This is a genomic window from Paenibacillus sp. 01T424, from assembly GCF_056398745.1.
In genome coordinates this window covers 59,608-74,419 of sequence record NZ_JBFTPZ010000007.1, presented here as the reverse complement: position 1 = coordinate 74,419, position 14,812 = coordinate 59,608, and the positions used below count along the sequence as shown (strand labels likewise).

General features: G+C 46.0%; 6 protein-coding genes. All 6 read right to left on the bottom strand.

The window, feature by feature from the left end:
- Positions 1-1,236: 1,236 nt before the first annotated feature.
- The 6 genes from AC1DPK_RS08450 to AC1DPK_RS08425 all read right to left on the bottom strand — a co-directional run bounded on the left by AC1DPK_RS08450 (position 1,237) and on the right by AC1DPK_RS08425 (position 14,740).
- Complete coding sequence (locus AC1DPK_RS08450; RefSeq protein ID WP_477509989.1) at positions 1,237-6,774, bottom strand: X2-like carbohydrate binding domain-containing protein; 5,538 nt, start codon at positions 6,772-6,774, stop codon at positions 1,237-1,239.
- A 76-nt stretch (positions 6,775-6,850) separates the two neighbouring features.
- A complete protein-coding gene (locus AC1DPK_RS08445; RefSeq protein WP_076270350.1) occupies positions 6,851-8,524 on the bottom strand; it encodes an extracellular solute-binding protein in 1,674 nt (557 codons plus the stop codon).
- Between the two features lie 107 nt (positions 8,525-8,631).
- A complete protein-coding gene (locus tag AC1DPK_RS08440; RefSeq protein ID WP_477509988.1) occupies positions 8,632-9,552 on the bottom strand; it encodes a carbohydrate ABC transporter permease in 921 nt (306 codons plus the stop codon).
- Positions 9,553-9,567: 15 nt separating this feature from the next.
- Positions 9,568-10,521 (bottom strand): ABC transporter permease, encoded by a 954-nt coding sequence (locus tag AC1DPK_RS08435; RefSeq protein ID WP_477510050.1) that lies wholly within the window; start codon positions 10,519-10,521, stop codon positions 9,568-9,570.
- Between the two features lie 241 nt (positions 10,522-10,762).
- Positions 10,763-12,403 (bottom strand): type 2 periplasmic-binding domain-containing protein, encoded by a 1,641-nt coding sequence (locus tag AC1DPK_RS08430; RefSeq protein WP_477509987.1) that lies wholly within the window; start codon positions 12,401-12,403, stop codon positions 10,763-10,765.
- A gap of 36 nt (positions 12,404-12,439) precedes the next feature.
- Positions 12,440-14,740, bottom strand: a complete 2,301-nt coding sequence (locus AC1DPK_RS08425; RefSeq protein ID WP_477509986.1) for an AraC family transcriptional regulator — start codon at positions 14,738-14,740, stop codon at positions 12,440-12,442.
- Between the last annotated feature and the right edge of the window lie 72 nt (positions 14,741-14,812).

Below are 14,812 nucleotides of genomic sequence, written 5' to 3'. Positions count from 1 at the left end.
CCCAAAAGTTAGAATCTATGTGTGCTTACTGCTCCATTTCCACCTCGATCAAACGCTGCCGCAACTCTGTAAGCACATATTTGTTCTTACAGACAACAAACCTAGCCTTTTCTCTCGCTGTAAGAACCTATGCGTGCTTACAGCTCCATTTCCACCTCGAATAAACGCTGCCGCAAGTCTGTAAGCACATATTTGTTCTTACAGACAACAAACCTATCCTTTTCTCTCGCTTTAAGAACCTATGCGTGCTTACTGCTCCATTCCCACCTCGAACAAACGCTACCGCAACTCTGTAAGCGCATATTTGTTCTTACAGACAACAAACCTAGCCTTTTCTCTCGCTGTAAGAACCTATGCGTGCTTACAGCTCCATTTCCACCTCGAACAAACGCTGCCGCAACTCTGTAAGCGCATATTTGTTCTTATAGACAACAAACCTAGCCTTTTCTCTCGCTGTAAGAACCTATGCGTGCTTACTGCTCCATTTCCACCTCGAACAAACGCTGCCGCAACTCTGTAAGCTCATATATGTGCTTACAGACAACAAACCTAGCCTTTTCTCTCGCTGTAAGAACCTATGCGTGCTAACTGCTCCATTTCCACCTTGAACAAACGTTGCCGCAACTCTGTAAGCGCATATTTGTTCTTACAGACAACAAACCTAGCCTTTTCTCTCGCCTTAAGAACCTATACGTGCTTAAAGCTCCATTACCACCTCGAACAAACGCTKYCGCAACTCTGTAAGCRCATATTTGTTCTTACAGACAACAAACCTAKCSTTTTCTCTCGCTGTAAGAACCTATGYGTGCTTACTGCTCCATTTCCACCTCGAACAAACGCTGCCGCAAGTCTGTAAGCRCATATTCGTTCTTACAGACAACAAACCAAGCGTTTTCTCTCGCTTTAAGAACCTATGCGTCCTTACTGCTCCATTTCCACCTCGAACAAACGCTGCCGTAACTCTGTAAGCCCATATTTGTTCTTACAGACAACAAACCTAGCCTTTTCTCTCGCTGTAAGAACCTATGCGTGCTTACTGCTCCATTTCCACCTCAAGCAGACACAGAAATTTGCTCGCCTACCATTTATTTAAGCAAACATAAATAGACCAAAACAGAAAAATGGCGGCACTGGAATAAGTTCCTGTGACGCCATTTTTTTAATATTTTTATGGTTTTTAATTAAATCCAATTATCTCTTCAGCGAGTTTAACTCTTTTTGGACACCCTATCTCTGCTACTTAACTGACGCCGCTAAAATATCGCCATAAGCCCAGTGCTTGCTAGTAACATCCTTCCACGGGGATGATGTTATGCCAACTAGTTTGACTCTGCCCAGCATTTTGTTGATCATGCTGACTGCTTCAGCACGCGTCAGCGCGTTATTTGGCTTAAAGCTTCCATCCGCATAGCCATTAGTGATTCCAGCAGCTTGCACATTTAGAATAGATGCCTTCGCCCAATGAGTCGAAATATCGGTAAAACCTGCTCCAGCCTTTGGTGCAGCACCGATAAGCGTGGATATAAGCTTCGCCATTTCAGCTCGTGTCATTGCTTTTTCAGCACCAAACGTTCCATCTTCATATCCTTGCATTAAGCCCATTTTTGTTACTTTAGAAATCGCATCCTTCGCCCAATTGCCTGCGAGAACATCATGATAAGGAATGTCCGCCGCAATCGCTTCCTGCTTCACGATTCTTAACAGAATAACCGCCATCTCAGCACGGGTAATCTTGTTTTCCGGCCTAAATGTACCATCCTCATAACCATTCATATAAGCGGCACCCAAGCTAGAATCGGCTAAGCCCTCCACATGGACGAGTGAAAAAAGACTAAATTTGTCGACTGTGAATTGAAGGCCCATCTCGCCATTGTCGTTAAACGGTACGATTATGCCCTTCATCAGCTGCTTCGTTCCGTCGCTGTGCTCGATATATACAGCCAGGTCCTTCCGGTCTGCTTCGCTCAGCTTCACATCCTTCAAAGGCAAAATGAGGGTTACATTGCCTTTTGGCATATTCGTTTCAATGCTCATCGGACGGCCTATTATAGATGCCTCTTTATTTCCTGCAACGATCCTTAACATCGCTTCTTTATTCGCTCGACCCGCAATTTCCTGCTTCTTTGCTTCCTCCGTAATCGGTGTAAACCGAATGAACAGATCCTCCAGTGCTGACTGAAGCAAGCCGCTAGCCACCATTATCTTAACGTTTTCTGTCAATATGCCTAAATCAATTTTTGCATCTGCGAACACTTTATTTGCTTCCTTCGGCAGAGTGACAGAAGTTAGCATTACTTCATCCTTCGTATCAGGAATCGTAATATTAACCAATTTGTGTCCTGCTGCTGTGACGCTGTCTACAGCTTTTTGCGCCTGATCAATAGTAATCGGCACATCATCCGTTTTCTTGCCATCCGCTTGTGTCGTACGCGTGATTACAACCTTAGCGGCATTTTCAACATCAATCGTGATGAGCTCCTTAGCTGGAGCATTCGTGATTACGGGTGTCGATGTTGGTGTTATCGATGGTGTTGCCGACGGCGTCGGCGCTATTGTTTCTTCCGGTGTTGCCGTTGGTGTTGCCGTTGCTGTTGCTGTTGGCGCTGTTGTTGGCGTTGCCGTTGGCAACGTCGCCGCATTCACCTCAAACTTCACACCATCCACCAACATATACTCTCCGGATTTTTTAACCGCCTTAATCGTATGAGCGCCATTTGCTAGCCCAGATATGCTGTATACCGCTTGCTGGGTCAGTCTGCTCGCATGATGCGCGCTTACCGTTTCTTTAAATACATTGTCAACGTAGATGTCTATGTCACCTTGAGAAGCTGACTTCGGCGCAATGAATGATATGCCGGTTCCAGTGAATGAATATTCAACATAATCGCCATTCGTCTCCGTCGCGTGCAGGTCATTTTGATAATCGCCTTTATAGGAAATGGCTAAGCTCACCGCTCCATCCGGCTGTGCGGCAAGATATTCTTTTTTAACTGTAATCACACTACCTGATATCGTGTAATCACTGCCCGCCACAAGCATTGCAGCGCCATTCGCAATACCAAGCAGATTGCTGCCATTAATGCTAATCGTTGTCGTTACATCGGCTTGCGCCGTCTTGTCAAAGCTTGCAGCATCCGGACTAATCATATCTGCAACTCTAAACTGTAATTGGTCTAACAGCATATAATACCCGGATTTCTTAACGACCTTAATTTTATGTGTTCCTTCAGACAATCCCTCAATACTATATACCGTCTGCCTAATTTGCCGGCAAGTATTGTACGTGCTGATCGTTTGCTTAAACACGTCATCCACATAAACATCGATATCCCCTTGCGAGGAATCTTTCTCCGTTACGATCTCAATGCCTGTTCCCTCAAACCCATATTCAAAATAATCGTTGTTCGCCTCCGTGTAATGGACATCATCCTTGTAATCGCCTAATCCACGGTTTCTTCCATGCTGCCATGCACCCTTATAAGAGATTCCGCTATCATCATTATTAATAGATACATAGCGGCCTCTAGACGTATCGCTTACTGCGATAGCCAGTATTTGCGCAGCTCCACCGCTAAAAGACAACGTCAGATTGGTCATTCCATTTGGCTTGGCCGCAAGGAATTCCTTCTTAATCGTAAGCTGGTCGCCCGACAACTGATAATCGACGCCTGCCTGCAAAGCCGCCGCACCATCAGCAATACCGCTCAAGCTGTTCCCGTTAAAAGTGAGCTTCGTCCAAATATCTGCTTGTGCATTCGCTCTCTTGTCGAAGCTTAATGCGCTCGGGACCAATGTGCTGTTCTGACCTGTCGTATCACTTACGGCAATGGATAAGTTCTGTGCCATTCCATGATCAAAGCTAAAGCTTAGATTTATCGTGCCAAGCGGCAGTGATGCCAGATACGCTTTATTAATCGTGACTGTATCGTCCAAAACGATATAATCGCTGCCTGCCGCCAACGTCGTTGTGCCATTCGAAATACCGACAAGCATATTTCCATTCAGCGTTAACGTTGTGGCGATATCTGCTTGCATATCTGCCTTCTTATTGAAGCTGGCTGTGACTGGGTTAATTGTGCTGTTAGCAGCAGATGAATCACTTACAGCAATCACCAGCGTCTGCGTCGCTCCGCCATCAAAGGTAAAGATCAAGCTCGCAGTCCCAAGAGGCTGTGCCGCCAAATATTCCTTTTTAAGCGTCACCACATTGCCATCAACCGTATAGTCGGTGCCCGCTATCAAGGCTCCTGAACCATCTGTAATACTGCTTAGGCTGTTTCCATCAACTGTTGTCGAAAGAGTAAAATCAGCCTGCTCCCCATCAGCCTTATCAAACATTCCACTGCTCGCGCTAATTAAATCCGGCACACTAATTCTCAGCTTATCGAGCAGCAGGAAGTAACCAGACTTCTTCACCGCTTTAAGCGTGTGGGTTCCGTTAGTGAGTCCTGTTATGTTGAATACTTGCTGCTGTGCCAGCCTTCCGATGTTGTAGGTGCTGATCGTTCGCTGGAATACGTTGTCCACATAGATGTCTATTTCACCTTGTGAAGGGTCCAGCTCGGTAATGAATTCAATGCCCGTTCCCGTAAACGTATACTCAAAATAATCATTGTTGTTTGCCTCCGCATAATGCACATCATCCATATAATCGCCAAGTCCGCGGTTATAGCTGCGGTTCCAGCCGCCTGTATAGACAATAGACGGATGATCATCATTGATGGATATTGACCCGCCTACAGAAGTATCCCTTACGACTAAGGAGACATGCTGCTCCGCTCCTGCACTGAATGAAAAGGATAACGCTGTCGTTCCAGTAGGAAGCCCCGCTAAATACTCCTTCTTAATTGTCAGCTGGCTTCCTGATACGGTGTAGTCCGTGCCAATTGCCAAAGGGGTTCCTTCATGCTCAGCGCCCGTTAATTCATTGCCGTTTAACGAGGTCGTCAGCGTAATATCAGCCTGAGTGGACAGCTTCTTATCAAAACTCACTGTTGCAGGAGTAACCCTGCTATCCCTTATTGTCGTGTCGTTTACGGTTATGGCAAAGGTCTGTGATGCCCCGCCGCTAAACGCAAACGTTAAATTCGTGATGCCTGCCTGTCTTGCTGCTAGGTACTCTTTTTTAATCGTAACGGTATCACCTGATACGCTGTAATCCGTACCAGACACCAGTACCGTTCCATTGTTTGTGATACTATTCAGTGTATTTCCGTTCAGCGTCATTACCGTCGCAGCATCAGCCTGCTCCGAAGACTTCTTATTGAAGCTTGCCGCAGATGGGCTAATGCTGCTGTTTTGCGCTGTGTTATCCCTTACATCAATAATGAGATTTTGCTTGTCTCCGACTAGCTCCTGCCCGCCGCCACGAACCCAATGGCCTGAATATTTCATTCCGGTATCGTCGTCATTAGCAGCTGCTGTTCCATCCTGTGCCACTACTTTGAACAACCTCGAAGCATGCGAAGCCAAATTTTCATCACTGTATCCAGTCGCAAATGAGCCCAAATCCTCATGGCTCCACAGATCACGGACAGTGGCTGAACCGGTGATGCCAATATCACTCCAATTCACGTTAACCGTCGCAGCAGAGCTGCCGAGATTAAAGAGTCCCACCGTATAGCTTCCATCACCATTATTCGCATACCACACCTGCTGCTCCGTCGCTGTCGATACAGGATGCCCCGGCCTGCCAGCCTGATTGACCGCGATTACTTCTTCATTCGTCAACAGCTCAATGCCGTAATCGTCCAAATTTGTCATGTCATTGCCGATGTATAATTGCGCCGATGAAATCGCCCAGAACGACATCGCCGACATCCGCTCGTCCATCGTGATGCCATCCATTGTTCCATTTCCGATATTCAACGAATCAAAATCATTCCAGCCGCCTGGACCTGCATGACGCCAGAACTGCTCTGCTTTCGGGAATAATCTAGCGATATTAGGCCAAGCCGTTAACCCCCCGTTGCCGCAGTAGCATTCGATATCCCAGTCCACACGCCATCCGTTTGCATACTGCTTCCAGTAATCGATGTATTTGATATCAAGCGCCCAGGAAAGCTCCAGCCAAATTTGGTGGGGAGCCAGCGCCTGCGACCAAGCCTTTACATCGTCACGCGCATCCAGCGAAAGGTCAGAAATGCCTGAGCCTGGCGTCACACTGTCAAATTTCAAAAAGTCGATGCCCCATTCTCCGTAAAGATCGGCAATTGAATTTATGTAGCTCTGCGCGCATGGCTGGCTGAAATCTATTTTGTAGCCAAGCCCCCAATAATCCGACTCCTGAATCGGCTGAGCCGCGATGTCCTTCATCGAGCAGCCGGGAGCGCCATAGATCGGCAGATCCTGATCATAAGCTTGCGGCGATAAGCCTGGAATGCCATACAAGCCGATCTTTTGCCCATTCGCATGGACGTAATCGATCACCTCTTGAAAGCCATTTGGATATAAAGTTGTACTTGGGATTGGCCGCCCATACTCGTCCATTCCGCCATTCCATGCCGCATCGATATTAATATACTCGTAGCCATAAGGCTGAAGCTTCTCATGCATTGCATCCGATTGTGCCTTAATATTGTCTGCGTTAATCCACTGTCCATTGCCCGTATAAACCTGCAAGCTGTAGCTGCTCCAGCCCATATATGGCTTCGCAGCTAATCCATTATTCGCCGCCTCCGCAACATCTGTTTTTGGTATCACGATTCCCAGCTGCGCTGTAATCATCACAACGATTAGCAGCCACAAACGTGATTTCTTCATTATTTGCGTCATTATTTAGCTCCTTTGTTTATGAAATAGGATCAGGCTTTTATCTCGCAATAAAGAACCTGATCCTTTGAAATCACTATTATTTAAATGATTGGTCGTACGCTTTTTGCAAAATTTCGAGATAACGATCTATTTTCAGATCCTTGAGTCCCTTCACGTAACCGTCCCAATCCTTCTCAAGCGATTTATTTCCGGTAATGAATTGAAGCGCATTTTGCTCAATAAACGACTTAATGTTTGTTTGCAAAATGCTTGCCTCATCGATTTCCGCTGAATCAATCCAAATCGCCCACAATGGGAAAAGCTCCTTCGGCTCGTGGCCTTGGTACAATAGCGTCGCTTGATACAATCTGCGCTCATAGTTGGCGGAATCATAAATATCCGTACCTTGAACCCAGCTGTCTCGGTATTCCCTTGGCATGTAGAAGTGAGCCGTTCCGCTCCAACCTGCATTACGAGGCGCTTCGCCTTCAACCGCAGGAATCGTTGCTACCTTCGGGGTAACGCCTTCTCCAAGCGCTACTTCGCCTTCCTTCGGCTTTCTCCAGTCGATGCCTTCCATGCCGGAAGCGCCATTCGTTTGTCCTTCTTCTGTAAACATGTAATCAACCAATTTAATAAGCGCAATTTTTTGTTCTTCAGATGCTTTATTCGTGATTACAAATTTTGCTCCCGGCGCAACGCCGCCGCCATCATGAGTCGCGAACGAGCCATGTGGTCCTGTAAGCGGAGGTACGGGGTTGTAATCAGCTGAGTTTTTGTTGCCCACATCGATGTTTACGAAGATAGCAGGATGCATACCGGCGCCAGCGCCCAAAATTTGAGCATCGCCATTTTCGCCAATCTTTTTGAAAGCTTCCGCGTTTTGTGCAAAGGCGCCCGGATCGATTAAGCCTTCATCGTATAACGATTTAATATACGTTAAGCCTTCTCTCCATTCCGGCTTAAGCGCAGCCGACTCTACTTTACCGTTGGTTAGATTCAAGTAATTGCGGTCATCGTCATAGACAAAACCATTCATGAGGAATGGAATGACGCGTACGCCAAAGTCCTCGATTGAACCGCTTAGCGGCACTTCATCAGCAATGCCATTGCCGTTTGGATCTTGTGTTTTGAACGCTTTTAATACAGCCTTAAACTCTTCAGGCGTTTTGGGCATTTCCAGCTGCAATTTATCCAGCCATTTCGTATTCAACCACATTTTGTTCGGATACGAGCAGTGGAAGCACTGGCTGTAAGCGACAAGTCCGTAAATATTGCCATCGGGTGCCGTGTTGAACGCTCTTAAGTCAGAGTTATTTTCCATGGCTGCTTTAATGTTTGGCGCATATTGCTCGATCAGATCGTTCAGAGGCACCAGCACCCCTTGTTTTCCATACTTCACAACATCAGCCTGCGTGAATTGATCAATGTAGCCAGGAAGCATATACGCATCCGGGTAATCTCCGCTCGCTAATGAAATCTGACGTTTTTCCTTCGCGCCATCCGGAGGTGTCGTTTCAAATTTAAGTTTTATGTTGAATTTCTCTTCTACAAATTTGGTGAATTTATTCGTAGCCATATCGATATTCGGTTCTTGTACCGCAAATATCGTAATTTCAACCGGTGCGGTTGCTCCCGTCTCTTCCGATTGTGCCTTTGGCGTATTTGTTGCCTTATTAGTGTTGGAAGTTCCTTTATTATTCGAGCACGCGGCAAGCACCAAGCTGATCATCAGCATGATTGCGAGCAAACTTACGAGTCTCTTTTTCAAATGTATCGCTCCCTTTTTCGATTTGTGCCATACTTTTGTATTGCAATTACACTACAAATGAACCACCTCCTCTCATGCAAACCAGCGCAGTTTCTGCCTCTTTCCCGTTAGCCTTTGACTGAGCCAACAAGCATCCCTTGTACGAAATAACGCTGTACGAAAGGATAAATAATAAGAACTGGCAGCGTAGCTACTACGATCAGCGRATATTTAAGCAGCTCTGACAGCTGCTGCCTTTCCACTTGCTTCAAGGCATCCGTTACGCTTGCGCTGTTGTTCATAATGATGATGCTCCTCAGAACGAGCTGAAGCGGAAACAACTTCGCTGATTTGAGATAGATTAAGGCATCGAAGTAGGCATTCCATTGACCTACGCCGTACATTAGGAAAAGCACCGCAAGAATGGGCTTGGATAACGGAATAACCACGCTTCGCATAAATCTGATGTCGCTGCAGCCATCGATCTCGCTTGCTTCAAACAATTCATCTGGAATGGACGACTGGAAGAAGGAGCGTGCAATAATCACCTGCCATACCCAAACCGCATTCGGAATGAGCAGCGCCCACCGCGAATCGATCATGCCAAACTCCTTCACCACCATGTACGTCGGAATCAAACCGCCGCTGAAGAGCATGGTGAACGTAATGAGCATCATAATGACGCTGCGGCCAAAAAAGGATTTGCGCGACATCGGATACGCAATCATGACCGTAAGGGCTACACTGATCAACGTTCCTGCTGCGGTATAGAATAGCGAGTTCCCGTACCCTCTCATAATTTCCGGCGTATCGAACAGAACCTTAAAGCCCTTAAAGGAAATATCAACGGGCCACAGCCAGACACGGCCGGAAGTAACGGCTGCCGGGCTGCTGATCGAGCTGCTGATAATATAAATAAGCGGATAAATAACCGCGATCAACACAACCGCCAATATGGCATAAATAATGAACAAAAAAATCTTATCGCCTGTTGAATCCTTAATCGTTTGTCTGATTGGTGCCTGCGATGCTATCTTCGTTGATGCCATAGGCGCACTCCCCTTTTACCAAATGCTTGATTTCATAAACCGTTTGGCCAAACCGTTAACCGTGAACAGCAGCAAGAGATTGATGAATGAATTAAACAAGCCTACCGCTGTAGCGAAGCTGTAATTGGCATTTAACAGCCCAATTTTGTACACGTATGTGGCAATTATTTCGGAATTAACGATATTGAGCTGATTTTGCAGTAAATAAATTTTCTCAAAGCCAATCGCCATTACACTGCCTACGTTTAAGATGAGAATGATCGTAATGGTCGGCAAAATGCCCGGCAAATCAACGTGGACGATTTTCTGAAATCGCGATGCGCCATCCACTTTGGCAGCCTCATAAAGCGTAGGATCGATGCCCGCAAGCGCCGCCAAATAAATGACCGCGGAATAACCAGCCGTCTGCCAAATATCCGACCAAACAAAGATCGATCGGAACATGCTGGCTTCACCAAGAAAGTTGACTGAATCCATGCCGAAGTAGTGGAGCGCCACATTCACAAAGCCTAGCCGCGGCGCCAGAAACATCATAATGATCGATACCATAACGACTGTAGAGATAAAATAAGGAGCGAAGGTGACCAGCTGTACAAGCCGTTTGAAACGGCCATTTCGCACTTCATTAAGCATCAACGCCAAAATAATTGGTATCGGAAACCCCGCGAGCAATAAATAACCGCTGACGTATATGGTGTTCTTGACCAGCGTCCAGAACATCGGATTTTCAAAGAAAAGCCTGAAGTTTTTGAGCCCGACCCATTCGCTGCCCCAAATGCCTTTAATGACGTTGTAATCCTTAAAAGCAAGCACCGCATTCAGCATCGGGTAATATTTAAAAATAAGAAAAAACAATACAGGCGGTATAATGATAAGGTACAGCTGCCAATGCTTCTTGAAGCTTCTGCTCGCTTCATCCGCAAGGCTGCGCTTGCTCTTTTGCTTCAACAGCTTGTTATTCAATACAATCTCTTTTTCCAGAACAATCCCCCCTAGGTAGCTAATGGCCGATGAAATGACAGCGCTTTCTATACGATGATCATAGTAGAAATCCACATTATCCAAACAGGTACATTTGCGTCTTTTAACGTACAATAACCCCTGTTTTCAGGGGGCAAATCGCCGCAGCGGCGTACAATTTTCAGGATTGCTGCTTAGAAACGCAAAAAAACCCGACTGCTCGGGCAGTCGGGTTCTTTCTTATGCATTTCTAGTGCATAGGTTTGTTTTGGTCATATGCTTTTTGCATGATTTCAATAAAACGATCGACCTGCATATTCTCCAGTCCGCTCACGTAGGTATCCCAATCCCTATCCAAATCCAAGTTGCCGGTAATAAATTGAAGCATGCTTTGATCGATGTAATTCATCAAGTTTGTGCTCAGCATCCCCACTTCATCAGCTTGTGCCGAATCAAGCCAAATGTTCCACACCGGAAACATTTCGTCTGGCTCATGTCCCTCATACAGCAGTGTCGCTTCAATAAGCCTTCGCTCATAGCCGTCGGGCGCGTATATGTCTTTGCTTGCGACCCAGCTGTCTCGATAATCTCTTGGCATGTAGAAATGCGCCATCCCGCTCCAGCCGGTGTTCTTTTGCTCAGTGCTTTCGATGGGGATCAATGTCGCAAATTTGGGCTCCAGCCCTTCACCAAGCGCCACCTCATCAGCTACCGGCTTTCGCCAGCCTACGCCTTCAAGACCTGACTGCGCTAGCGTTTGTCCTTCCGGCGTGTACATGTAGTCAACCATTCGAATTAAGGCAATTTGCGCTTCCTTGCTCGCCTTATTCGTAATGACAAATTTAGCACCCGGTGATATTCCTCCGCTGGCAAAGGTAGTATAGGAAGCATACGGCCCCGCAAGCGGCGGCAGCGGTGCATAATCCTTCGTTCGCTCACTCACGAAGATAGCAGGATGCATGGCTGCAGCTGCGCCGAGAATGTCAACATTTGCATTGTCTCCAGCTTTTTTTAGCGCCTCGGCATTTTGAATAAAGGCTCCTGGATCAATTAAGCCCTCGTCATAAAGTGACTTAATATAGGAAATCCCTTCCTTCCATTGCTGCTTATTGGCCGCTGTATCCACCTTCCCATTATTCATATACAAATAATTGCGGTCGTCATCATAAATGAAGCCATTCATCAAATAAGGAACAATATGAACGCCAAAATCTTCCGTCGAGCCGCTCAGCGGAACTTCATCCAATAAACCATTTCCGTTCGGGTCGTTTTGCTTGAACGCTCTCAGCATCTCTTTAAATTCGTCTGTCGTTTTTGGCATATCAAGCCCTAATCGCTGAAGCCACTTCGTGTTTACCCACATTTTGTTTGGATAGGAGCAGTGGAAGCATTCACTATAGGCAACAAGCCCATAAATATTGCCATCAGGAGCTGTATTCAAAGCTTTAAGCTTCGGATCTTTCTCCATCGCGGCTTTAATGTTCGGCGCATATTGCTCTATGAGCTCATTTAACGGCAGTAATACGCTTTGCTTGCCATACTTCAACAAGTCGGATTGTGTGAACTGGTCAATGTAGGCCGTTAAAATATAAGCATCAGGAAAATCGCCGCTTGCAAGTGAAATTTGCCGTTTCTCCTTCGCGCCGTCCATCGAAATAATGTCCCAATTAAATTTGACATTAAATTTATTTTCAAGCAGCCTCGTAAAATCATTTGTTTTTAAATCGATGCTGGTATCCTGCTGGGCGAAAACATTAATCTCGACCGGCTTGTCTATGGAAGCAAGCGAAGCTGCATCCGTATGAGCTGGCTCATTGCTTTGCGAGCACGCGGCAAGCAGTAAAACTACAAGAAGTATAAGCGCAGATAGGCCTGCGATTCTTTTCTTCATTCAAACCCTCTCCTTATCGGTAACTGCGCTGAACGCTTACACTTCGATCGATTGTCGATATGAGCTTGGCGCAACGCCCATGACTCGCTTAAAGGCTCTTCGGAACGAATGAGAGCTGTTGTACCCGACGCGAGCAGCGATTTCATCAACAGTATAAGCGTTCGTCCGTAATAAGGAGGAAGCCTGCTCTATACGAATCATCTCCAAATAGTCAGAGACATTTATATCCGTAACCTCTTTGAACAATTGTGAAATGTATTTCTCCGGCCGCTCCACCCGCTCTGCAATGCGGTATAAGGTCATCTCAGAGTCGCCATAAGCCTCAGCAATAAACTGCTTAATTTCCTCGACGGTTTGAATATGAACATGATTTTTTTTACTGTTGATGACGCTGCATAATGCTTCTACAATACCGATGATCTCCTCCTGAATAGCCGCCATTGGATTAGAAGCTTGAATGCCGATGATTTGATTTTTCAACGCATGCAGCAAATCGGATTCCATGAACGTTTTCTGGTCCAGCAGCTTAAGCAGCGTACCCTTCAGCTCGCCGATCAGCTGCTGCTTCATCTCGATAGAAAGCTGCTTATTTTCCATATTAATATTCATAACCGAATGTACCATCCGCTTTGCCTCATCCGAATCTCCCGCACGAATAGTGCTAATCAAACGCTGCTCAATGTCCATTGGATAATAATATGTCGCTGTTTCAAGCCTAGAGTCCGTAAACCATACGAAGCTCTTTTTGTTGTTAAACTCGGCATACTCGATCGTTTGCTTCGCCTGCTCATAGGAATGGCTAACGTCAAGAATAGTCGTGAACGCATCTCCTAATGCTGCAGTGACCGAAATCTTATACTCCCTATAGGCGATATCGGACAGCTTCTCAAGAATATGACTCATTCGCAGCTTAGCTGCTTCGACTCCATACTCCCCTTCCATGGTCGTAATAATCGTCACAATTCGATCCGAGCCAAGATCCGTCATATGCAGCTGGCTGTCCAGATCGATTAACGCCTTTTTCAAAATGAGTCTTGCTGCATACAGCTCGTTCAGTATTTCTACGTTGTCCATGCCGGAGTATCCATTAATCTGCAAAATACCGACATAACCCTCATTCGTATCAAACCTCGTATCCGCCTGTACAGCCGCTGCCGTAATTTCCTCAGTGGTGTGAAATTCCCCAGCAATTAACCGTTTCAAGAAACCATCTCTAACTAAAGGAAGCTGCCGTTTTAATTCCGTCTCCAGGTGGCGATTGCTCGTAATGATGCTCGATATATTGCCCTGCAAAAAATCATATTCGTTTCGGCCCGTAATGCCATCCTTGCCAAACTGCTCCTTCATTACCGTAAGCAGCCTATTCATTGGTGCGCTGTTTCGGTAGGACAGGAGCAGACCAGCCAGCAGGCCGAGAAGTAAAGCGATGCCGGTCACAAGCCAAGTAATATGTTTAATTTGATTTGCGTTTTCCATCAGCACCTGCTTTGGAATTCCCGCTCGATAGGTCCAACCATTTTTTTCGGAATGAATCGTAATGACGAGATCGTTATTATAAAATTGGCTAACTTTGTCTTGGATGAGGCGTGAATCCGAAGACAGCAGCTTAGCATTTTCCTCGCTAATTCCGCGTAGTCCAACTGTATTCCCTTGTGCATCGCTAATATGAGCCCAGCCGCCGTAACGATCCTCTACTCCCGCGAGCAGGCTAGATATGTTTTCTTCATCAATCATGACGACCACAGTAGCAGGTGATGAGCCGCTAAAGCTGTCCAAAGGGAGCGACTGCATATACGTAACGACGGAGGATTGTTTGGCATTGCTAGTAAAGGAGCGAAGAGGCATAATTTCACTTCGGTGAGTTTTGTCCAGTACTGTTTCCTTCCATTCCGCGAGCGTAAGATCGTTATAATGAAAGTTCTGATAATAATGTTCGGGACGGAAATAGGCGGAGCCCTGCGTAAAGATCACATCATAGTTATTTAAGTAGATAAAATAGTTTTGCAAGAAATCATTTGTCTGGCTAAACGGCGTTACTTGTCTCACCATGCTCCAAATGCCATAGACGTTGACGATGTCGCCTTTTTTCTGCTCATTCATTAATTTATTTAAATCAGGATTCAAAGCGAGCTGCCTTGTGAAGCCCTCAACCTCAACCATCCTTCTCTCCAAAATATCCTGGCTCCGCTGCAGCAATGTGACGCTATTCTCAATGGAAATGGATTGTGTCACCGAGATTGAAGTACGATAGGAAACGTAACCTGCTATGCTTGGAATGACCAAGATAATAAGATATGAAATGAGAAATTTCCGAAAAATGGTTGAGTACTTTGGCACGGTCAACCCACCTCCCTTGATTGTTAGCGCTTTCATAACATAGGCAGTACAGAAGCCTAGAAGCAACGAAAG